Genomic DNA, 18,717 nt, shown 5'->3' on the forward strand with positions numbered 1-18,717 from the left:
GCCGGAATGGCCGTCGTCGATGAAAATTTCACGATCTGGATAGAATATGGGTCTGACATAATACGTAAGCACGTCAAGATAGCGCTTACATTCTCACAGGGTCGAGCGAGAATGCAAGCGTCGCCACCACGAATCGAGGGTAAACATTGACGCATTTGACAACTTGTAGCGCTGCCATCGCCGCTACGCCTGGAGACAGCCGATGAGCTCGCCCCCTTCCCGCGCCGGCGCGCCCCGCGCGCGCCGCGGCAGCGGCCGCTCGGTGCTCGGCGATGTCGCGAAGCTGGCTGGCGTGTCGACCGCGACCGTTTCGCGCGTGTACAACGATCCCGGCAAGGTGTCGGCCGACGTGCAGCAGCGCGTGCGAGACGCGGCGCGCGCGCTGAACTGGATCCCGAATGCGGCGGGCCGCGCGCTCGCGTCCACGCGCACCCACATCACGGGCGCGATCATTCCGACGCTCGACGACCAGGTGTTCGCATCGCAGGTCGCGGGCATGCAGACGGTCATGGCCGAGCACGGCATCACGCTGTTCCTCGGCTGCTCGAACTACGATCCCGCGCAGGCGCTGGACCAGGTGCGCGCGATGCTGTCGCGCGGCGTGGAAGCCGTGTCGCTCGTCGGCGAAGCGTATCCGCCGGAACTGTTCGAACTGCTTGCGATGCACCGTGTGCCGTACGTCGTCACCTATGCGTATCGCGACGACAGCCCGCACTGCTGCATCGGCTTCGACAACCGCGCGGCGTTCGCGCAGCTCACCACTCACCTGCTCGACCTCGGCCACCGCGATTTCGCGATCATCATGCAGCCGTCCGCCGACAACGACCGTGTGCAGGCGCGCCTGCGCGGCATTCACGACACGCTGGCCGCGCGCGGGCTCGCGGTGCGCCCCGTCCATCAGCACGAAGGCGCGGCCACGATCGCGTTCGGGCGGGCGAGCCTGCGCGCGATCGCCGACAGCGACGCGGCCACGCGGCCGACGGCCGTGATCTGCGGCAACGACGCGCTCGCGCTGGGCGCGTTGCTCGAGGCGCAGGCGCTCGGCATCGACGTGCCCGCGCAATTGTCGATCACCGGCTTCGACGACATCGCGCTCGCGCGCGAGATCCAGCCGCCGCTGACGACGATGTGGGTCGACACCCACGCGATCGGGCGCCAGGCCGCGCAGGCGTTGCTCGACGCACTCGAGAACGGCGCAACGGGGCCGGGTCATGCGGTGCTGCCGGAGTTGCGCACGCGGGAATCGGCTGCGGCGCCGGCGCAGGTTCGGGCAGGACGTAAAAAATGACGATGCGCCGGGCGGCTTCGACTGCCCGGCCCACCTGTCACTGCATCACGTCGACCGGCAGCGTCTTGTCGAGCTTGTCGTGCCACGCCTGGATGGTCTTCGGCACGTTTTTCTTCCACGCCGGCACGTTCGTGTAATAGCGCATCCGGACGTTGTTCTTCGCGTCGAACACGAGCAGCCCGATCCACAGGTCGTTACCGCGGCGCATCACGATCGCTGCATTCGTCGTCGCGATGCCGCGCACCCAGTACGCATTCACGTGCGCGTTCAGCCCGTCGAGATCCTTCTCGTCGGCGCTGTAGTTGACGTTGTCGACGAGCGTCTGATAATCGGCGCCGAGCAGCTTGTGCGCGGTTGCGTTCTGCGTCGCGTCGTCGACGACCTTGAGGCTCAGCAGGTCGGCCGCCGGTTTGGCCTGGAACTGCGACGCGGTCACATATTGGCCGTCGTAGGAGACGCCCGAGCCCGCACCGCAGTCAAAATCCGCGCCGTGTTGCGTGACGCCGATGCGCCCGCCCTTGCGTTCGAAATCGAGCCGGCATTTGTCCTTGCGGTAGGTGCCGCTGTCGCCGTGCAGCATGATGTCGCCGTCGAGGCCGCCCGTATTCGCGCCGTTGTTGCCGCTCAGCTCGAAATGCAGGCGCGGCGCCGTGCCGGTGAACGTCAGCTCGCCGCCGAACGACGGGTTGTCGCTCGTCATGTACCACGTCTGCTGCCAGCGGTCGGCGGCCAGCGGCTTGCCGTTCAGGCTCGCGAGCCGTTCGCGGTAGCGATCGCCGAGGCACTGCGCGTCGCCGCCGCACCGGTCGCGCTGCTTGAGCCACTTCAGCTGCGCGGCTTTCAGCGCGGCCGTATCGCCGCCTTTTGCGAGCGCCTGCTTCCACGCCGTCGCCAGGTCGCCATCGAGCTTCGACAGCGCGGCATCCGCGCAGATTGCCTTCTCGGTGGACGAAGCGGCTTTCGCACAGTCGAAGCCGGCGGCATGCGCGGTGAGCGGCAGCATTGTCAGCAACGCGGCGGCCGCGACGGATCGCAGGTGCGTGTGCCGCACGGCACTGGCGGAAATCGCGGTTTGCCCGCGCGCATTCTTTTGGTTCTGGAGGGTCATCGGCTTGATCGTCGCTGGATCGCGCGCCTGTAGAAGCTACCTGCACGCGGCATTCGAGGTAAAAACGCCCGGCCCGGCATGCGGCGCATGCCGTTGCTCGCCGAAGCCTAACCCGAATGCGCGGCGCCGATCAATCGACGTTAGATGTCAGCGCAACCGTCGACGTCGCCACGCTGCATTGCACGATGCCGTCACGCAACGCGGCTTCCACGGCGGCATCGATGAAGCCGATGAACACCATCACGCCGTCTCCTTCGTGCACGGCCAGCCCTTCGTCTTCCATCGACGAAAACCGGATGCGCCGCGCGGCGACCTGGCACACGCGCGTGGCGACCGCGCCCTGCGCATCGGCGACGCGCACGATGCCCTTCGCGCGCAGGATCGTGCGCGGCAACGCCTTCAGCCATGCACGCAGCCGCGCCTTGTCGAGCACGTCCGGCGCGGCGACGGTAACGCTCGCGAACGCCGGCATCGCGTCATGTCCAATCGCCCGGTGCAAGCGCGCGAAACCCGCCGGCATCGCGCCACGCTCGGGCACCGCCGCATCGAACAGCAGCGCGAGCGGAATCTCGCCATGGCGCGCGGCGACGACGATGTCGGTCGGCGCCCACGCGCGCACGTCGTCGAGCACCGCGTCGCGCCGTTCCGGCGCAACGCGGTCGAGCTTGGTCACGACGATCGCGCCCGCGCCGTCGAGCTGGCGCTGCGCCATCGCGCCGACGAGCGGATCGGCGAGCGTGTCGCGCCACGCGAGCGCGTCGGCGACGACGAGCACCGACGTCAGCCGGAACGCACCGTTCAGCAGCCCGATCTGCGCGATCTTCGCGGGATCGGCCACGCCGCTCGCTTCGACGAGCAGCAGGTCGGGCCGCACGTCGCGCGTCGCGACGCGCGTCAGCGCATCGACGAGCGCGCCGCCGATCGTGCAGCAGATGCAGCCGTTGTCGAGTTCGATCACGTCATCGCCGCGCGCCCGCACGAGACGCGCATCGATGTTCACCGCGCCGAAATCGTTGACGAGCACCGCGATGCGCCGGCCATGCGGCGCCTGCAGGATCGCGTTGACGACCGTCGTCTTGCCCGCGCCGAGATAGCCGCCGATCACCGCGAGGTCGATCGGTGCGGGCGCAGCCCCGGCGGGCACGACGGCGTCGCCTTGCGCACTCATCGCGGCGACCGGAACACGCGCCCGCCGAGCACGGTGCCCCACACGGCGAGCTCCTTCAAACGTGCGGGTGCGCAGACCGACGGATCATCATCGAGCACCGCGAAATCCGCGAACTTGCCGATCTCGATGCTGCCGACGAGATGATCCATCCGCAACGTATAGGCCGCGCCGAGCGTGATCGCATGCAGCGCGTCGTCAACCGCAAGCCGCTCGCCTTCGCCGAGCACGCGCCCGGACGCCGTCTCGCGCTGCACCGCGCACCATGCGGTGAACAGCGGATTGAGCGGCGTGATCGGCGCATCCGAATGCAAGGCGAACGGAATGCCGAGCCGCTGCGCCGAGCCTGCCGCATCCATCCGGTTCGCGCGATCGGGGCCGATGGTCTGCCTGTAATGCGCGTCCCCCCAGTAGTACAGATGATTCGCGAAGAAGTTCACGCACATCCCGAGCGCGCGAACGCGCTTCAATTGCGCGACGTCCGCCATCTGGCAATGCTGCAGCGTATGGCGATGATCGGGGCGCGGATGGCGCGCGAGCAGCGTCGCCATCGCGTCGAGCACGACGTCGGTCGCTTCGTCGCCGTTGGTATGCACGTGCAGTTGCAGCCCCGCGCGATGAAACGGTTCGAACACGTCGACGAGCTGGGCGGGCGGAATCAGCCACAGCCCGTTCGGCTGCCCGCCCGCGTAGCCGGGCCAGCGCACACGTGCGGTGAAGCCCTGGATCGAGCCGTCGACGATGAACTTCACCGGCCCGAAATGCAGCTTGTCGGTATTGCGCTCGATCTCCGCGAGCACGCTGTCGGCCGAGCGCGCCGGATTGCGCTGCGGCGCGAACGCCGGCACGATCCGCACCGGGTAATCGGAATCGGCGGTGACCTCGCGCAGCGTGCGGTTGCCGTCGGCCGACAGGTCGTTGACGAGATCGGTGGCCGTCGTCACGCCCGCGAGCTGCGCGACGCGCCCGAAGTTCCAGACGGCGTGCGGCTTCTCGCTCGCGGAAATCGCGAGCTTGCCGCCGATCGTCTGATACACCGGCAGCATCGCCGCGAACTCCTGCAGCTCGCCGGTCGGGCGGCCGTCGGCATCGCGCGTCACGCCGTCGATGTCGGTGTCCTCGTCGATGCCGGCGCGCGCGAGCATCGCGCCGTTCACGTTCATCAGGTGCACACTCGCATGCAGGATCGCGATCGGCCGCTGCGCCGACACGCGGTCGAGTTCGTGCGCGGTCAACCGCGCGGTGCCGAAGAAGATCGGATCGAAGCCCCACGCGAGCAGCGGCCCGTCGTCGGTCATCGCGCGCTCGGCTTCCGCGAGCCGTTCGAGCACCGCGTCGAGCGAGCGCAGCCCCGGCCACAGCGTGCCGTCGGGGCCGCGCCGGTCGTAGTAGCCGACGTACACGGCGTCCCACATCGCGCCTTCCATCAGGTGGCAATGCCCTTCGACGAGCCCCGGCATCAGTACCTTGTCGCGCAGCGTGTCGTCGGTCGTGCACGCGCCGAACCGCGCGTGCCACGTGGCCGCGTCGGCGGCGTCACCGACCGCGAGGATGCGGCCGTCGCGCACGGCGACGTGCGTGGCCGACGGCTGCGCCGGGTTCATCGTCAGGATGCGGCGCGCCGTGAACACCGTCACGGGTGCGGCCGGGGTTGCGGATGCTGGCATGGGATGCGGTTCTCCTTGCGGCGGAACGCCGATGCGTCAGGATACGGCGTATTGCTTCACGGGACGGCCATGCAGCATCACATGCACGGCCGCGACGACGAGCACGTTGACGACGAGGCACACGAGGCCGAGGTTGATGCCGCCAAAGTCGACATGGAGCACGTAGAAGATCATCGCGAGCACCTGGCCGCAGATCATCCCGGCCCCGACCGCGACAGGCCGCACGCGGCGCCCCGCGAGCAGGATCAGCACGCCCGGCAGGAACTGCGTGACGCCGTAGTACGTGGTGTTGATCAGCGTGAGCATCAGGTTCGGCGTGAGCATCGTGGTCGCGATCGACAGCAGCAGGTAGCCGACGATCACGTATTTCGCCGCACGCTTCTGGCGCGACTCGGGCAGGTTCGGCATCAGGTTGCGCGTGACGATCGGCCCGATCGCGAGGCAGATGCCGGCCAGCACGAGCAGCCCCGACAGCGCGGCGCCGGCCGCGACGAGGCCGATCAGCCAGCCGGGCAGCAGGTGCGTGACGGCGGCGAAGAACGCGTCGTTCGGCGACGCGAGCGTCAGGTTCGCGGTGATCGCGTAGTACGACGCGATCACGAGGAACGGATACATCAGCATGTACAGCGGCATCACGACCTGCGTGCGCCGGATCGCGTGCGGCCCGCGCGCGGTGAAGAAATTCTGCGCGGCGAACGGCATCAGGTAGAAGCCGAGCGACTGGAACAGCATCGTGCTCATCGAGAAGCGCAGCTGCGATCCGCTCATCGTGTTGCTGACCTGCCGGCTCGCGGCGTCGAACACCGGATGCACGCCGCCCACCTGCCATGCGACGGCCACGCCCGTCACGACGATCGCGAGCAGCATCAGGATGTCCTTCAGGATCGCGATGTACGCCGATGCGCGCACGCCGGAGATCGCGATATAGGTGAACGCGAGCGCCGCGCACACGAGGATCAGGTACAGCGGCTCGACGTGCCAGCCGAGCCCCTTGAGCGCCGCGACGAGGCCGGTGAACTGCAGCTGCCCCCACGGGATCAGGAACAGGATCGATGCGCACGCAACGACCAGCTCGAGCCCGCGGCTGCGGTAGTGGCCCTTGAACAGGTCGGGCAGCGTGATCGCGTTGTGGCGCTTGCCGGCCTCCCAGATCTTCGGGCCGACGAAATAGCCGATCGGGTAGGCGAGCAGGATGTAGCCGAGGAACCACACGCCGTAGGTCGGCCCTTTCGCGTAGATGCCGCCAGGGAAGCCGACCATCGTGCCGATGCTGTAGATCTCGCCGGCGGTCAGGAAGAACACGAGCGCCGTGCCGAACTGGCGCGACGCGACGAAGAAGTCATGCACGCTCTGCTTGCCGCGGCCGCGGCCGGATCGGATGGCGAGATAGAGCGACAGCGCGATCAGCGCGGCGAAGACGACCGTGGACATGCGCACCTCTGCGAAGGAAAGGAATGCGTAGGGTTCGCCGGAAAGCGCGGGCGGCCGGCGGTCCGCGAGAAGCGGATGCGTGCGCTAGGCAGCGCCGCTCGCGCGGCGGTCGAACAGCATCCAGCATGCGAACAGGCAGCCGGACGTCAGCACGAACCACGCGAAAATCCACATGAAGATGAACGGCACGCCCAGCACGTAGCGATCCTGCGCAGCCGCCCAGGGCAGCACGCCGATCACGCCGAGATACGGAATACCGATGCCGATCAGGTACCTGAGCATGCGTGTCTCCTTGAAAGCGGGTTCGTACGGAAGGGGCGTACGCGGGGGCGGCGGATGTCGCCTGTACGACATCCGGGCTCGAATCCAGTATTCGAAGACAAAAAGGCGCGGGATAGTGCCAGACGCGGGCAATCGCTTGGGCCAGTGGTCCATTGCCCGGCGCGGCCCGGTCAACGCGGCAACGCGGCAACCCGACTGCGCTCCGTCGCGGCCAGCGCCCACCGGTCATGACCCGGGCCGGCGTCAGCCGCTAACCGGCATCAGCTCGTAACTCGTGCTTCGGCCGCCGGACGACGAGCGACGCAGCACGCCGTGCTCGACGAGCTCCGTGATGTCGCGCAGCGCGGTGTCTTGCGAGCACTTCGCGAGCGCCGCCCACTTGGTGGAGGTCAGCTTCCCCTCGAAGCCGTCGAGCAGGCGATTCATGACCTTCACCTGGCGTTCGTTCATCGCGAAACCCGCGCAGCGCTGCCAGAAGCGCGCCTTGACCAGCACCGCGTCGAGCGTCGTGTGCGCGTGGTCGATGGCCCTGCCGAGCGCGGTCAGGAACCACGCGAGCCATTCCGTGACGTCGAGCGAGCCGCGCTGCGTCCGCTCCAGCACGTCGTAATACGCGTTGCGCTCGCGCTGGATTTGCGCCGACAGGCTGTAGAAGCGCTGCGGACTGCGGTCGGCGCGCGCGAGGACCAGATCCCCGAGCGCGCGTGCAATCCGGCCGTTGCCGTCATCGAACGGATGGAGCGTGACGAACCACAGGTGAGCGAGGCCGGCCCGGATCAGCAACGGCTCGACCGGCTCCGCATTGAGCCACGCGAGAAAGCGGGCGATCTCGCCGGCGAGGCGCGCGGCGGGCGGCGCCTCGAAATGCACGCGCTGCCGCCCGATCGGGCCGGACACGACCTGCATTGGCCCGGTGGCGTCGGTGCGCCAGCCGCCGACCGTGATCCGCGACATCCCCGAATAGCCGGTCGGAAACAGCGCCGCATGCCACCCGAACAGACGGGCGTCCGTGACCGGTGCCGCCGCGTGGGCGGTCGCGTCCAGCACCATGTCGACCACGCCCTCGACGTGACGATCGACCGGCGCCAGCGCGCCGATATCGACCCCGAGCCGGCGCGCGATCGACGACCGGACTGACGCCACGTTCAGGCTTTCGCCCTCGATCGCGCTGGTCTTGACGACGTCCTCCGTCAACGCGGCGAGGCTGGCCTCGTCGCGCAGCGCCAGGCCGACATCCGCCAGCCGCCCGGCCAGCATGCCTTGCGCCCGGCTGACGTCGGCGAGTGGCGTCGCCAGTGCAGGGAGGTCGAAGCGCCACGCGGGCCAGTCGGCCGACTCCCAGATGTAGGTGTAATCTCCGCTCATGATGCGGAGATTATCTCACCGATTCACCGCATGACTCAATATTCTCCGCAAATCATGCGGAGAATAGCACCCCTATTCCCCGCAAACCGGCCCGCTACCGCGCCCGGCCCGCCCCGCCCTTCGCGGCCGGCGCCGCGTCGCCGAGGCGTTCCGCGAGAAACCCGATGAACGTGCGCAGCGTGACGAACCCTTCCCGATGCTGCGGAAACACCGCATTGAGCGTGATCGGCGACGGCGCGTACGCGTCGAGCACCGGCACGAGCGCGCCGCTGTCGAGCGCCCCGCCGACGATGAAATCCGGCAGCAGCGCGATGCCGAGCCCCGCGATCGCCGCGTCGCGCACCACCTCGCCGTTGTTCGCGACGAGCGGCCCCTGCACGTCGAACGTGCGCGCCGCGCCGTCGACCCGGAATTCCCAGCCGATGCGCCGCTCGCGCCCGTACAGCACGCACGTATGGCCGGCGAGGTCGGCCGGCGTCTGCGGCGTGCCCTGCCGCTTCAGGTAGGCGGGGCTCGCGCACGCGACCATTCGCCACGCGCCGAGCGGGCGCGCGATCAGCGTCGAATCCTCGAGCGAGCCGATCCGCAGCACGAGATCGAAGCCCTCGCCGATCAGGTCGACGCGCCGGTCGGTCAGGTCGAGGTTCAGCCGCACGGCCGGGTGCGCGGACAGGAATTCGGCGATCAGCGGCGACACGTGGGTGATCCCGAACGACAGCGGCGCGCTGATTTTCAGCGACCCGTGCAGCTCGGTGCTGCGCACCGACATCGCCTGCTCGGCGTCGGCGATCTCCGCGAGGATCCGCTGCGCCCGCGCATAGAACTCCTGACCCGATTCGGTCACCGCGAGATTGCGCGTGTTCCGGTGCAGCAGCCGCACGCCGAGCGACGCCTCCAGCGCCATCGTGCGCCGGCTGACGAACTGCTTGGACAGCATCAGCTGGTCGGCCGCCGCCGTGAAGCTGCCCGCATCGACCGTCGCGACGAAGATCCTGAGATCGTTCAATTCCATATTGTCCACTCCATAGCGACAGTCATTATCTCTACAGCCATTTATTTGTCAAATCGATTGACCTAAGATTCATCTCAACGAACGGCCGGGCCCACTTCCGAGGTCCGGCGTCTTGAGGAACAAAAATCATGATCGAAATCCGTGCAGCAAACCAACGTGGCCGTGCGGAGCATGGCTGGCTCAGCTCCCGTCATACGTTTTCGTTCGCGAACTACTACGATCCGAAGCAAGTCGGCTTCTCCGACCTGCTGGTGATCAACGACGACCGCGTCGCCCCGGGTCGCGGCTTCGGCACGCACCCGCACCGCGACATGGAAATCCTGTCGTACGTGCTCGACGGCGCGCTGGAACACAAGGACTCGATGGGCACCGGTTCGGTGATCGTGCCGGGCGACGTGCAGCTGATGAGCGCCGGCACCGGCGTGCGCCACAGCGAGTTCAACCACTCGCCGGAACTGCCGGTCCACTTCCTGCAGATCTGGGTCGGGCCGGCCGAAAAGGGTGCCGAGCCGCGTTATCAGCAGACGAACGTCACGGCCGACGACAAGCGCGGCAAGCTCGCCCTCGTCGTCTCGCCGAACGGCGACGCCGGTTCGCTGAAGATCCGGCAGGACACGCGGATCTACGCGGGCTTGTTCGACGGCGATGAACGCGCGACGCTGGAACTGGCGCCGAACCGCTTTGCCTACGTGCACGTGGCACGCGGCAGCGTGACGGTCAACGGCGTGACGCTCGGCGAAGGCGACGGCGTGCGCATCCGCGACGAACAGGCGCTGACGTTCGCCGACGGGAAGGATGCCGAAGTGCTGGTGTTCGACCTGCGTCCGGTCGAAGTAACGGCCGAATGGGCATGACGCCCGTTCGGGAAACCGGGCCCCGCTGAACGCGGGGCCCTTTTAATCGGAGATTCGCAACATGGCCAAGGTACTCGTTCTTTACTACTCGTCCTACGGGCACGTCGAAACGATGGCGCAGCACATCGCGGAAGGCGCGAAATCGGTGGCCGGCGTCGAGGTCACGCTCAAGCGCGTGCCGGAAACGATTCCCGTCGACCAGGCCCGCGCGATCGGCGTGAAGGTCGACCAGGCCGCACCGGTCGCCACGGTGGACGAACTCGCCGACTACGATGCGATCATCTTCGGCACGCCGACCCGCTTCGGCAACATGGCCGGCCAGATGCGCACGTTCCTCGACCAGACCGGCGGCCTGTGGATGAAGGGCGCGCTCGTCGGCAAGATCGGCAGCGTGTTCGCGTCGACCGGCACGCAGCACGGCGGCCAGGAAACGACGATCACGTCGTTCCACACCACGCTGCTGCACCACGGGATGGTGATCGTGGGTGTGCCGTACGCCTGCAGCGGCCTCGTCAACATGAACGAAATCACCGGCGGCACGCCGTACGGCGCGACCACGCTCGCGGGCGCGGACGGCAGCCGCCAGCCGAGCGCGAACGAGCTCGACATCGCGCGCTACCAGGGCAAGCACGTCGCGGAAATCGCGAGCAAGCTCGCGTCCTAACGCGGCGGCCCGGCGGTTCAGGCCGCCCCGCACATGCGCGAACGGCGCCGGTCGATCCGGCGCCGTTCGCGCTGTGCCGAGGTTCCGGCCGTTACTGGCCCGATGCCGGGGCGGCCGGCGCCGCCTTCGTCGCGGGCGCCTTCTGCGCGGCGTTCTGCGGATAGTTGCTCTGGTCGTTGGTCAACCGGTAGCCGCTGCCCGTGCCGATCGCCTTCAGGTCCGACGCATGCCGCGCCCGGGCGGCCTTGCGGGCCGCCTTCTTCTGCGCCTTGTCGAGCTGCTTCTGCGTCGGCGCGGACGCCGGATCCTGCGCGTATGCCGCCGGCGCGGCGGTCAACAGCAGACCGAACGACGCCGTTACTGCTACTGCCACCGATACCACGCGAGACTGCTTCATGGCCGGATCTCCTTGTCGATTGTTGATAGTGGGTCGAACACCGGCGCGCACGCGACCGCTTGCGACATCGGCGCCGTTGCAACGTTAGCCGATCAGTATTCCGTTGTCCGTGTGCGTTCCTGAATTCTCCTGATAACGGCCACGATACATGCATACGGCGTGCACCGTCGTTTCGACGCCGCGCCGGCGCCATCAGGGAAACCGATAACCCGGCCCGGCCGGCGCTCAGATCCAGCGCGACAGCACCGGCAGCAGGATCGGCACGACGAAGGCCGTCAGCACGCCGTTCAGTCCCATCCCGAGCCCGGCGAACGCGCCGGCCTCTTCGCTGACCTGGAACGCGCGCGCGGTGCCGATCCCGTGCGACGCGACGCCGAGCGCGAAGCCGCGCACGGCCGGTTCGTCGACCCGCAGCGCATTGAGGATCCCGCGTGCGCACACCGCCCCGAAAATCCCGGTCGAGATCACGAGCACGGCGGTGAGCGACGGAATCCCGCCGATTTCGGCCGCGACGGCCATCGCGATCGGCGTCGTCGCCGATTTCGGTGCAAGCGACGCGATCGTCTGGTGCGACGCGCCGAACAGCGCCGCGATGCCCACCGCCGACACGATCGCGGTCAGCGAACCCGCGAGCAGGCCGACCAGCAGCGGCACCGCGGCGCGCCGCAGCTTCGACCACTGGCGGTACAGCGGCAGCGCGAGCGCGACGGTCGCGGGGCCGAGCAGGAAGTGGACGAACTGCGCGCCTTCGAAATACGTCGGATACGGCGTGCGGGTGATCGTCAGCAGCACGACGATCAGCGCGACCGCGATCAGCACCGGGTTCGCGAGCGGGTTGAAGCGCGCCCGCGCATAGACGGCCTGCGCGAACAGATAGGCGATCAGCGTGATGGTCAGGCCCAGCAGCGGGGTCGCGGCGAGATAGACCCAGATCGCGCCGAGTGTCGGGAAGGCCGTCATCGCGTGCCCTCCGCCGCGCCGCCCGCGCGCCGCTGGCGCCGCAGCAGCGCGCGCGTGACGAGCGCGGTCACCGCGATCGCGAGCGTGGTGCTCACCGCCAGCGCGACGACGACCGCGACCGCATCGCCGCGCACGCGGTCGGCCGACACCATGATGCCGACGCCGGCCGGCACGAACAGCAGCGACAGGTGGCGCAGCAGTTCGAGCGCGGTCGGCTCGATCGCGTCGGCCACTTGCGGGCGCAGCATCACGAAGCCGAACAGCAGCAGCATGCCGATCACGGGGCCCGGCACCGGCAGGCCGAACAGGTAGGACACGCCTTCCCCGAGACACTGGAAGGTCAGCAAGACCGCGAACGCCTGCAGCATGAACCGCTTCTCCCGAACGGGGCCGCGCTGCCGGGCGGCCGCGCGACCGATGGCCGGCGGCTTGCGGCGCCGGCGTGAACGATACGCGCGATCGTACCAACTTCACGCGCCATCGAACATCGCCGCGTGCGGCTGCGGGAAGACACCACCGGGTGCACGGCGTGCGGCGTCCCGCCGCCACGCATCATCCCGGCACCGGTTCGGCCGACATCGCCCTGCCCGGGTCGTGCGCGTGGCCGGCTACGCCGGCCACGGGCAGCGTGATCGTCACGGTCGTGCCCCGCCACGGGGCGCTGCGCACGTGGATCTCGCCGCGGTGCCGGTCGACGACCGCCTTCGCGAACGCCATGCCGAGCCCGACACCCTTCGTGTCGGGCTGTCCCGGCAGACGAAAGCGCCGGTAACGCTCGAACAGGCGCGCCTGATCCTCGGCCGCGATCCCGTAGCCGTCATCGCGAATCACGCAGCGTACCGAAGCACCGTCGTCCGCCAGTTCGACGCTGCACGCGATGCGGGTATGCGCCGCGCTGTAGTCGACCGCGTTCCCCAGCAGATTGACCAGCGCACGCGACAGCAGCGCCGGATCGCCGTGCACGAGCGCGTCGTCGCACGACGGGACGTCCTCGATCGCGATGTGCTTGTCCCGCGCGCGCGGCCAGATTTCGTCGCGTGCGTGATTCATCAGGTCGGCCACGTTGACGAGCTCCGACGCGTACTCGCCCGCCTCGGCCCGCGACACCTGCGCGAAACCGTCCGCCATCGCGAGCGTATGACGCGCCAGCCCGCCGATCTCGTGAAGACGCTCGCGCAGCGCGCAGTCGGGCGGGCACGCGGCAGGCGCGTTCACCAGCACGATGACCGACGTGAGCGGCGCACGCATGTCGTGCGAGAACAGCGTCAGCATGTCGTTGCGCTGCCGCTCGAGCAGCGTGCGATGGACGTAGGCGCCGCGCAGCGCGTCCAGTGCATCGTTCACGTGCGCGATCTCGGGGCTCGTGCCCGGAATCCGGACGATCGGCGATACGTCGCCCTCGCTCAACGCGACGATGCGCCGGCTCAGCGCATCGAGCGGTTTCGACAGCGTCCGCTGCGTGCCGCGCACGAGCAGGAACAGGATCGCGATGCAACACGCCGCCTCGGCGCCGGACAGCGTCATCCGGACGCGCGCCGCATCGCGCAGCGCCACCGCGCGCGCCCGCGTGAGGTCGAGCACGTGGTCGCGCAACCGCGCCGCTGCGTCGAGGTCGCGCATGATCCGCGACGCGAAATCCTCCGCGTTCATCGCATAGGTGCCCGTGCGCCCTGCGCGAAGCGTCGCGGCCACGAGCGGCAGGAAGCTGCCGTCCATCGTGTCGTTCAGCCGGGCCAGGTCATTCGACAGCGTCGCGTCCTCGAGCGCCGGTGCGATCGCGCCGGCGATCAGTGCGCGGAGCTGCACGATGCGCCCGCGCATCTGGAGGATGCGCGCCAGCCGGTCGTTGTCGAGCGCCTCATTCCTCACCAGCGGCGCGACGAACAGCGCGCCCAGCCGGCCGGTGTATTCGCGCAGGTCGCCCAGCAGGCGCGCGAGGACCAGCGCGCCGGCCGTGTCCGGATGACGCATCGCCGTCCCGGCCATCACGACGCCGGTCAGCGCCGCCAGATCGTCGGCGGCCGCGAACATGCGGTCCTGCGCGGCCTGCACCTGCCACGTCGCACGCGCCGCCGCGGGCCGCGCGGCGAGCGCATCGACTTCGCCGCGCGCGCCGGCCAGCCCGGCGCGTAGCGACGCGAGCGCGTGCAGCGCGGCCCCGCGCTCGGATGCCCCGAGCGCCTCCGCCCGCGTGAGGTCGTCTCGCAGCGCATCGAGCGCCTGGTCCGTCTGCGCGCGCGCATCGCGCACGGCCTGCGCCTCCTTGGCCGAATCGCGCCGCCGCAGCGCCAGCAACCGGTTGGCGGGCCAGCGTTCGGCCGAGATCCGGTTCGACGCGATCATCACGCACTCGACCAGCGCGAAATCGCGCAGGTCGAGCATCCCCCGCCGATACTGCCGATAGCTTTCCCACAGATTCGTGCCGCACGCGACTGCCGTCAGCATCACGACGAGCACGAAGCCGGCCCGCATTCGCTGCCGGATGGAGAGGCCGCGGAGGTTCACGATGCCGGCTCGATGCGCACAGGATGCGCACAGCCTTCTCCATCGGACGAACGCGCCGCCCCGGCCGACGCGAGGTGCTGGCCGGCGTCATGCGCCGCGGACCGCGTGGGCCCTGCCGCGGCCGCCCTCGCCCCGCTAGATCGCACACCATTCTCCCGATGAATCGTCCACGGCGCTCCCGCTGCCGCGACAGGACGCGACGGCAACCTGTGCGTCGTGCCGTCGCGCATGACGCGTGTCGGGCTCCGCGCGCGGCGACGTCGCGACCGCGCGCTTGCCGGCACGCGCCGGCAGCCGGCAGGCGACGCACACGGGATGCCGGCGCAGCGCGTGGCGGTAGGTGATGAACGCCGCGCCGCAATCCCGGCATCGGGCGATGTCGAGCACCCCGGCGTCGACGAAGCGCACCAGCATCCAGGCGCGTGTCAGGTCCAGCGGCAACGCGCGGCACGCGGCATCGCCCTGTTCGGCATACAGCGTATAGGCCTTGACGAGCGCCTCGAGTCGCGTGCAGCCCGCCTGGTTGCGCAGGAAGCGATAGATGCTGTGGAACAGCGATGCATGAAGGTTCGCGAACCACGTCATGTACCAGTCGATCGACGACGGCAGCAACCCCTTCGGCGCGGCCACGCCGCGCACTTCGCGATACAGCCGCACGAGCCGGTCGCGCGGCAATCCGCACTCGATTTCCAGCATCTGCAGCCGCGCGCCGAGCCGGATCAGCGCCGCCGCGTGCATCGTCAGTTGCGCGTCGTCCGCGAGGCCATGTCGCCCTGCCCGGCCGTTCACGATGTTTCCTCGTCGGGTAGCGCAAGGCCGGCCAGCACCATCGCGGTGTGCACGCGCACGAGATCGACCGGCGGCGTCGCGCGGGTCAGTGCCGACAGCACACCGTAGCGGCCCGGCCGCAATGCGCAGATCAACTGCCCCGCGGACGCGAGCTCGTTCATGTGCTTCATCGACAGCGCGGCCAGCGCGGCGGCGACATCGGCGGTCACACCCAGGCGGAACATGCCGGTTGCGCGATCCGACTGCAGCAGTCGCTGCGCAAGCCAGAGATACGACATGTTCAGTTCCCACATTGCATCGCTGTCGTTGGCAACCTTCATCGTTCACCTCGATTCATGCGCGATCAGGATCAATGATTCATCGTCAAAATGCGTGCCGATAATCCCGTTATTACGAACCGTTAATTTTTTCGTTCGGCATGAATAACCGAAATTCATGGTTGCCGAACGACGCACATCGTGTGCGTGCAGCGCGCCGTCATTCAATCCTGTAGAGGGCCGCTTGCTTCGTCGCTCGCATCGCCGCGATGCCGGCGACGCATCGAATGGCGTGCCTGCATTCACCTGCATTGCGAACTGTCGTGATTGAGTCTCGGCGATATTCCGCTGAATGTAAATGCGACGTTAGACGCAAGACAGATGCAGGACAAAAGCGACTTTAGTATTAAGACTTTCGTCTTGTACAATCCGGTTCGTTCGTGTCGGCCCGACTCCGGATTCACTTATTCAAGCGTCCTCATGAAAATTCTGATCGTCGACGATCACGCGATCCTGCGGGATGGCGTGGAGATGCTGCTGCGCCAGGGTGACGACGACACGGTCGTCGTCCAGGCGAGCAGCGCCGATGATGCGATGCGGCTGCTCGACGATCACACCGACCTCGACGCCATCGTGCTCGACCTGAAGCTGCAGGGCATGGACGGCCTCGACGCGCTCGCCGTCTTCGCGACGATGCGCCCGGGGCTCCCGGTCATCGTGCTGTCGTCGTCCGAGGATCCCGGCGCCGTGCGCAGCGCGTTCGCGCAGGGCGCGATGGGTTACGTGCCGAAGTCCGCCAGCCCGCGCACGCTGCTGTCCGCGATCCGGATCGCCCTCAACGGCGAACGCTACGTACCGCCGCTCGTGCTCGACGACCCCGCGCTGCAGCATCAGGACGGCGCCGCTGCGGCACGCGGATCGATGCTGACGCAACGACAGATCGAAGTGCTGCGCTATCTCGCGGAAGGCGTGCCGAACAAGGTCATCGCCGACAAGCTGGGCCTGTCCGAAAAGACCATCAAGGCGCACATCACCGCGATCTTCAAGGCGCTGAACGTCATCAACCGCACCCAGGCAGCGGCAGCCGGCAGGAAGGCCGGCCTCATCTGATCCGACGGCTGCTCGCGTCGCGACATTGCCATGCCGGCGCGGAACGCCTAAATTTTCCTCATCTTCCCCGCCCGTTCGAGGAGCGTGCGCATGACGCATGTCGACGAGCCGCCCGACGCGCCGGCCGACCATGAAGTCCCGTTCGACCTCGCCGCCGACGTGATCGCGCGCTGGCAGCGCCTCGTCGACCTGATGGCGGAAATCGTCGGCGTGCCGGCCGGGCTGATCATGCGCAACGTCGGCCGCGACATCCAGGTGCTGGTGGCGAGCCGCAACACCGGCAATCCGTTCTATCCGGGCGAATCGGCCGAACTGCACGGCTCGGGGCTTTACTGCGAAGCGGTCATCGCGAGCGGCGATACGCTGGTCGTGCCGGATGCGCGGCAATCCGCGCAGTGGCGCAACAATCCGGACCTGCGCGTCAACATGGTCTCGTATCTCGGCCTGCCGATCCGCTGGCCCGACAACACGCCGTTCGGCACGATCTGCCTGCTCGACTGCAAGGAGAATGCGTATTCGGAGCGCTACATCCGCCTCGTCGAGGAATTCCGCGACCAGATCGAGATGCAGTTGCAACTGATCCGCGCGCAGCGGATCGCCGAACGCGAACGCCAGCGCGCCGCGCAGCTGGCCGAGAACTTCCGCCGGCAAAAGGATCTCGCGACGGAGGCCGTGCACGTCAAGTCGAGCTTTCTCGCGGCAGCGAGCCACGACCTGCGCCAGCCCGTCCACGCGTTGAGCCTGTTCGTCGGCGCGTTGCGACACGTGCCGATGCCGGCCGACGGCACGCTGCTCGTCGATCGCATCGACCAGTCCGTCAACGCGATGGACGCGCTGTTCACCGCGATCCTCGACATCTCGCGGCTCGATGCGGGCGTCGTGCCCGTCCATCGCCGGCCGTTCGCGATCGGCGCGGTGCTGGAGCGCGTGTGCCGCGAAGTCGCCGCCGACGCGCACGGGAAAGGCTTGTCGCTGTCGTACGTGCGCAGCAACGCAGTGGTCGATTCCGATCCCGTGCTGATCGAGCGCATCGCGCGCAACCTGCTGTCGAATGCGGTGCGCTATACCGACACCGGACGCATCGTCGTCGGCTGCAGGCGCACACGCCAGCACGTTCGCCTGCAATTCATCGACACCGGGCACGGCATTCCGGCCGACCAGCAGGCGCGCGTATTCGACGACTACTACCAGTTGCGCCGTCGCGGCGACGAGCCCGAACGGGGCGTCGGCCTCGGGCTGGCGATCGTGCGGCGCCTTGCGGGGCTGCTCGACTGTCCGCTGACGCTGCGCTCCGAACCCGGGCGGGGCTCATGCTTCGAACTGCAGCTGGTGCGGCTGGACACGGCCGTGCAGCCGGGCGCCGCCGCCGACGAGATCGCCGTCGACGAGACGACGGCCGCCGCGCACCTCGTGGTCGTGATCGACGACGAAAGCGCGATCCGCGCCGGCATGTCGATGCTGCTCGAGCGCTGGGGCTACCAGGTCGTCACGGCCGCGTCGGTCGATGACGCGATCGCGTGCCTGGCATCGTGCGAGGTACGGCCGACCCTGCTGATCTGCGACCTGCACCTGCACGGCGACCAGAACGGCATCGCTGCGATCGCGCGCATTCGCGACGAGTACAACACGGCGATTCCCGCGATGCTGATCACGGGCGACACGACCGCGCGACGGCCCGGCCGGCTGAAGCACGGCGGGTTCGTGCTGCTGCACAAGCCGGTGCCGAGCGACAAGCTGCGCACGGCGATGGCACGCCTGCTGCATGCGCAGGCCCCCGGGCAGCAGCGCCGGGCCGACGCGGGATAGTCGGCGGCGCACTGGCGGCATGCAAAAACGGCGGGCATCTGCCCGCCGCCGAGTCTT

19 protein-coding genes are annotated in these 18,717 nt (G+C 68.4%); 5 read left to right on the top strand and 14 right to left on the bottom strand.

Annotated elements, in window-relative coordinates; genetic code table 11:
- Nucleotides 1-202: 202 nt before the first annotated feature.
- Entirely contained in the window at nucleotides 203-1,288 is a 1,086-nt protein-coding gene (locus tag CFB39_RS35160) for a LacI family DNA-binding transcriptional regulator (protein ID WP_089476428.1), read from the top strand.
- Between the two features lie 37 nt (nucleotides 1,289-1,325).
- Here the strand turns inward: CFB39_RS35160 and CFB39_RS35165 are convergent, their stop codons facing one another.
- From CFB39_RS35165 to CFB39_RS35195, 7 genes are all read right to left on the bottom strand, one after another.
- On the bottom strand, nucleotides 1,326-2,396 hold the full coding sequence (locus CFB39_RS35165; protein ID WP_256991530.1) for a lysozyme inhibitor LprI family protein: 1,071 nt from the start codon (nucleotides 2,394-2,396) through the stop codon (nucleotides 1,326-1,328).
- A 130-nt stretch (nucleotides 2,397-2,526) separates the two neighbouring features.
- On the bottom strand, nucleotides 2,527-3,564 hold the full coding sequence (locus tag CFB39_RS35170) for a GTP-binding protein (RefSeq protein WP_089476546.1): 1,038 nt from the start codon (nucleotides 3,562-3,564) through the stop codon (nucleotides 2,527-2,529).
- Nucleotides 3,561-5,228 (bottom strand): amidohydrolase, encoded by a 1,668-nt coding sequence (locus tag CFB39_RS35175; protein WP_089476429.1) that lies wholly within the window; start codon nucleotides 5,226-5,228, stop codon nucleotides 3,561-3,563. Before CFB39_RS35175 ends, CFB39_RS35170 begins: the two co-directional genes overlap by 4 nt.
- Nucleotides 5,229-5,264: 36 nt before the next feature.
- Nucleotides 5,265-6,659, bottom strand: a complete 1,395-nt coding sequence (locus CFB39_RS35180) for a sodium:solute symporter (protein WP_089476430.1) — start codon at nucleotides 6,657-6,659, stop codon at nucleotides 5,265-5,267.
- A gap of 84 nt (nucleotides 6,660-6,743) precedes the next feature.
- Nucleotides 6,744-6,941, bottom strand: a complete 198-nt coding sequence (locus CFB39_RS35185) for a DUF3311 domain-containing protein (protein WP_085040323.1) — start codon at nucleotides 6,939-6,941, stop codon at nucleotides 6,744-6,746.
- A gap of 243 nt (nucleotides 6,942-7,184) precedes the next feature.
- Nucleotides 7,185-8,306, bottom strand: coding sequence for a Fic family protein (locus CFB39_RS35190; RefSeq protein WP_089476431.1), 1,122 nt, complete (start codon nucleotides 8,304-8,306; stop codon nucleotides 7,185-7,187).
- Nucleotides 8,307-8,400: 94 nt separating this feature from the next.
- Nucleotides 8,401-9,318: a LysR family transcriptional regulator gene (locus CFB39_RS35195; RefSeq protein WP_089476432.1), complete on the bottom strand. Its 918-nt coding sequence runs from the start codon at nucleotides 9,316-9,318 to the stop codon at nucleotides 8,401-8,403.
- Nucleotides 9,319-9,446: 128 nt separating this feature from the next.
- On the opposite strand from CFB39_RS35195, the gene CFB39_RS35200 reads away from it, so the two are divergent.
- Both CFB39_RS35200 and wrbA read left to right on the top strand, forming a co-directional pair.
- Entirely contained in the window at nucleotides 9,447-10,172 is a 726-nt protein-coding gene (locus tag CFB39_RS35200) for a pirin family protein (RefSeq protein WP_089444529.1), read from the top strand.
- A gap of 61 nt (nucleotides 10,173-10,233) precedes the next feature.
- Nucleotides 10,234-10,836 (top strand): NAD(P)H:quinone oxidoreductase, encoded by a 603-nt coding sequence (gene wrbA / locus CFB39_RS35205; protein ID WP_039355294.1) that lies wholly within the window; start codon nucleotides 10,234-10,236, stop codon nucleotides 10,834-10,836.
- Nucleotides 10,837-10,927: 91 nt separating this feature from the next.
- On the opposite strand, the gene CFB39_RS35210 is transcribed toward wrbA, so the two are convergent.
- From CFB39_RS35210 to CFB39_RS39870, 7 genes are all read right to left on the bottom strand, one after another.
- Nucleotides 10,928-11,233, bottom strand: coding sequence for a hypothetical protein (locus CFB39_RS35210; RefSeq protein ID WP_069249854.1), 306 nt, complete (start codon nucleotides 11,231-11,233; stop codon nucleotides 10,928-10,930).
- A gap of 225 nt (nucleotides 11,234-11,458) precedes the next feature.
- Nucleotides 11,459-12,193 (bottom strand): LrgB family protein, encoded by a 735-nt coding sequence (locus CFB39_RS35215; RefSeq protein ID WP_089429981.1) that lies wholly within the window; start codon nucleotides 12,191-12,193, stop codon nucleotides 11,459-11,461.
- Complete coding sequence (locus CFB39_RS35220; RefSeq protein ID WP_089429982.1) at nucleotides 12,190-12,561, bottom strand: CidA/LrgA family protein; 372 nt, start codon at nucleotides 12,559-12,561, stop codon at nucleotides 12,190-12,192. The genes CFB39_RS35215 and CFB39_RS35220 overlap by 4 nt, the downstream gene beginning before the upstream one ends.
- A gap of 184 nt (nucleotides 12,562-12,745) precedes the next feature.
- Nucleotides 12,746-14,698 carry a HAMP domain-containing sensor histidine kinase gene (locus tag CFB39_RS35225; RefSeq protein ID WP_256991531.1) on the bottom strand — a complete coding sequence of 651 codons (1,953 nt, stop codon included), beginning with the start codon at nucleotides 14,696-14,698 and terminating at the stop codon, nucleotides 12,746-12,748.
- Between the two features lie 135 nt (nucleotides 14,699-14,833).
- The gene (locus CFB39_RS35230; protein ID WP_089476433.1) at nucleotides 14,834-15,487 is read right to left on the bottom strand and encodes a FlhC family transcriptional regulator; all 654 of its coding nucleotides are present in this window, start codon (nucleotides 15,485-15,487) and stop codon (nucleotides 14,834-14,836) included.
- The gene (locus tag CFB39_RS35235; protein WP_039355302.1) at nucleotides 15,484-15,807 is read right to left on the bottom strand and encodes a flagellar transcriptional regulator FlhD; all 324 of its coding nucleotides are present in this window, start codon (nucleotides 15,805-15,807) and stop codon (nucleotides 15,484-15,486) included. The genes CFB39_RS35230 and CFB39_RS35235 overlap by 4 nt, the downstream gene beginning before the upstream one ends.
- Before the next feature lie 3 nt (nucleotides 15,808-15,810).
- Nucleotides 15,811-16,056 carry a hypothetical protein gene (locus CFB39_RS39870; RefSeq protein ID WP_144030365.1) on the bottom strand — a complete coding sequence of 82 codons (246 nt, stop codon included), beginning with the start codon at nucleotides 16,054-16,056 and terminating at the stop codon, nucleotides 15,811-15,813.
- 168 nt (nucleotides 16,057-16,224) lie between these two features.
- Here CFB39_RS39870 and CFB39_RS35240 point away from each other — a divergent pair, with 168 nt between their 5' ends.
- Nucleotides 16,225-16,854, top strand: coding sequence for a response regulator transcription factor (locus CFB39_RS35240; RefSeq protein WP_089476434.1), 630 nt, complete (start codon nucleotides 16,225-16,227; stop codon nucleotides 16,852-16,854).
- Nucleotides 16,855-16,944: 90 nt separating this feature from the next.
- Complete coding sequence (locus CFB39_RS35245; protein WP_089476435.1) at nucleotides 16,945-18,660, top strand: ATP-binding protein; 1,716 nt, start codon at nucleotides 16,945-16,947, stop codon at nucleotides 18,658-18,660.
- The last annotated feature ends 57 nt before the right edge of the window (nucleotides 18,661-18,717 follow it).

The sequence above is a fragment of the Burkholderia sp. AU6039 genome (assembly GCF_002223365.1).
GTDB lineage: Bacteria > Pseudomonadota > Gammaproteobacteria > Burkholderiales > Burkholderiaceae > Burkholderia.

Bases quoted from the DNA above. Each gene is read 5' to 3' on its own strand.
- CFB39_RS35160 (WP_089476428.1), top strand. From the start codon at position 203: ATGAGCTCGCCCCCTTCCCGCGCCGGCGCGCCCCGCGCGCGCCGCGGC.
- CFB39_RS35165 (WP_256991530.1), bottom strand. From the start codon at position 2,396: ATGACCCTCCAGAACCAAAAGAATGCGCGCGGGCAAACCGCGATTTCC.
- CFB39_RS35170 (WP_089476546.1), bottom strand. From the start codon at position 3,564: ATGAGTGCGCAAGGCGACGCCGTCGTGCCCGCCGGGGCTGCGCCCGCA.
- CFB39_RS35175 (WP_089476429.1), bottom strand. From the start codon at position 5,228: ATGCCAGCATCCGCAACCCCGGCCGCACCCGTGACGGTGTTCACGGCG.
- CFB39_RS35180 (WP_089476430.1), bottom strand. From the start codon at position 6,659: ATGTCCACGGTCGTCTTCGCCGCGCTGATCGCGCTGTCGCTCTATCTC.
- CFB39_RS35185 (WP_085040323.1), bottom strand. From the start codon at position 6,941: ATGCTCAGGTACCTGATCGGCATCGGTATTCCGTATCTCGGCGTGATC.
- CFB39_RS35190 (WP_089476431.1), bottom strand. From the start codon at position 8,306: ATGAGCGGAGATTACACCTACATCTGGGAGTCGGCCGACTGGCCCGCG.
- CFB39_RS35195 (WP_089476432.1), bottom strand. From the start codon at position 9,318: ATGGAATTGAACGATCTCAGGATCTTCGTCGCGACGGTCGATGCGGGC.
- CFB39_RS35200 (WP_089444529.1), top strand. From the start codon at position 9,447: ATGATCGAAATCCGTGCAGCAAACCAACGTGGCCGTGCGGAGCATGGC.
- wrbA (WP_039355294.1), top strand. From the start codon at position 10,234: ATGGCCAAGGTACTCGTTCTTTACTACTCGTCCTACGGGCACGTCGAA.
- CFB39_RS35210 (WP_069249854.1), bottom strand. From the start codon at position 11,233: ATGAAGCAGTCTCGCGTGGTATCGGTGGCAGTAGCAGTAACGGCGTCG.
- CFB39_RS35215 (WP_089429981.1), bottom strand. From the start codon at position 12,193: ATGACGGCCTTCCCGACACTCGGCGCGATCTGGGTCTATCTCGCCGCG.
- CFB39_RS35220 (WP_089429982.1), bottom strand. From the start codon at position 12,561: ATGCTGCAGGCGTTCGCGGTCTTGCTGACCTTCCAGTGTCTCGGGGAA.
- CFB39_RS35235 (WP_039355302.1), bottom strand. From the start codon at position 15,807: ATGAAGGTTGCCAACGACAGCGATGCAATGTGGGAACTGAACATGTCG.
- CFB39_RS39870 (WP_144030365.1), bottom strand. From the start codon at position 16,056: ATGCAGGTGAATGCAGGCACGCCATTCGATGCGTCGCCGGCATCGCGG.
- CFB39_RS35240 (WP_089476434.1), top strand. From the start codon at position 16,225: ATGAAAATTCTGATCGTCGACGATCACGCGATCCTGCGGGATGGCGTG.
- CFB39_RS35245 (WP_089476435.1), top strand. From the start codon at position 16,945: ATGACGCATGTCGACGAGCCGCCCGACGCGCCGGCCGACCATGAAGTC.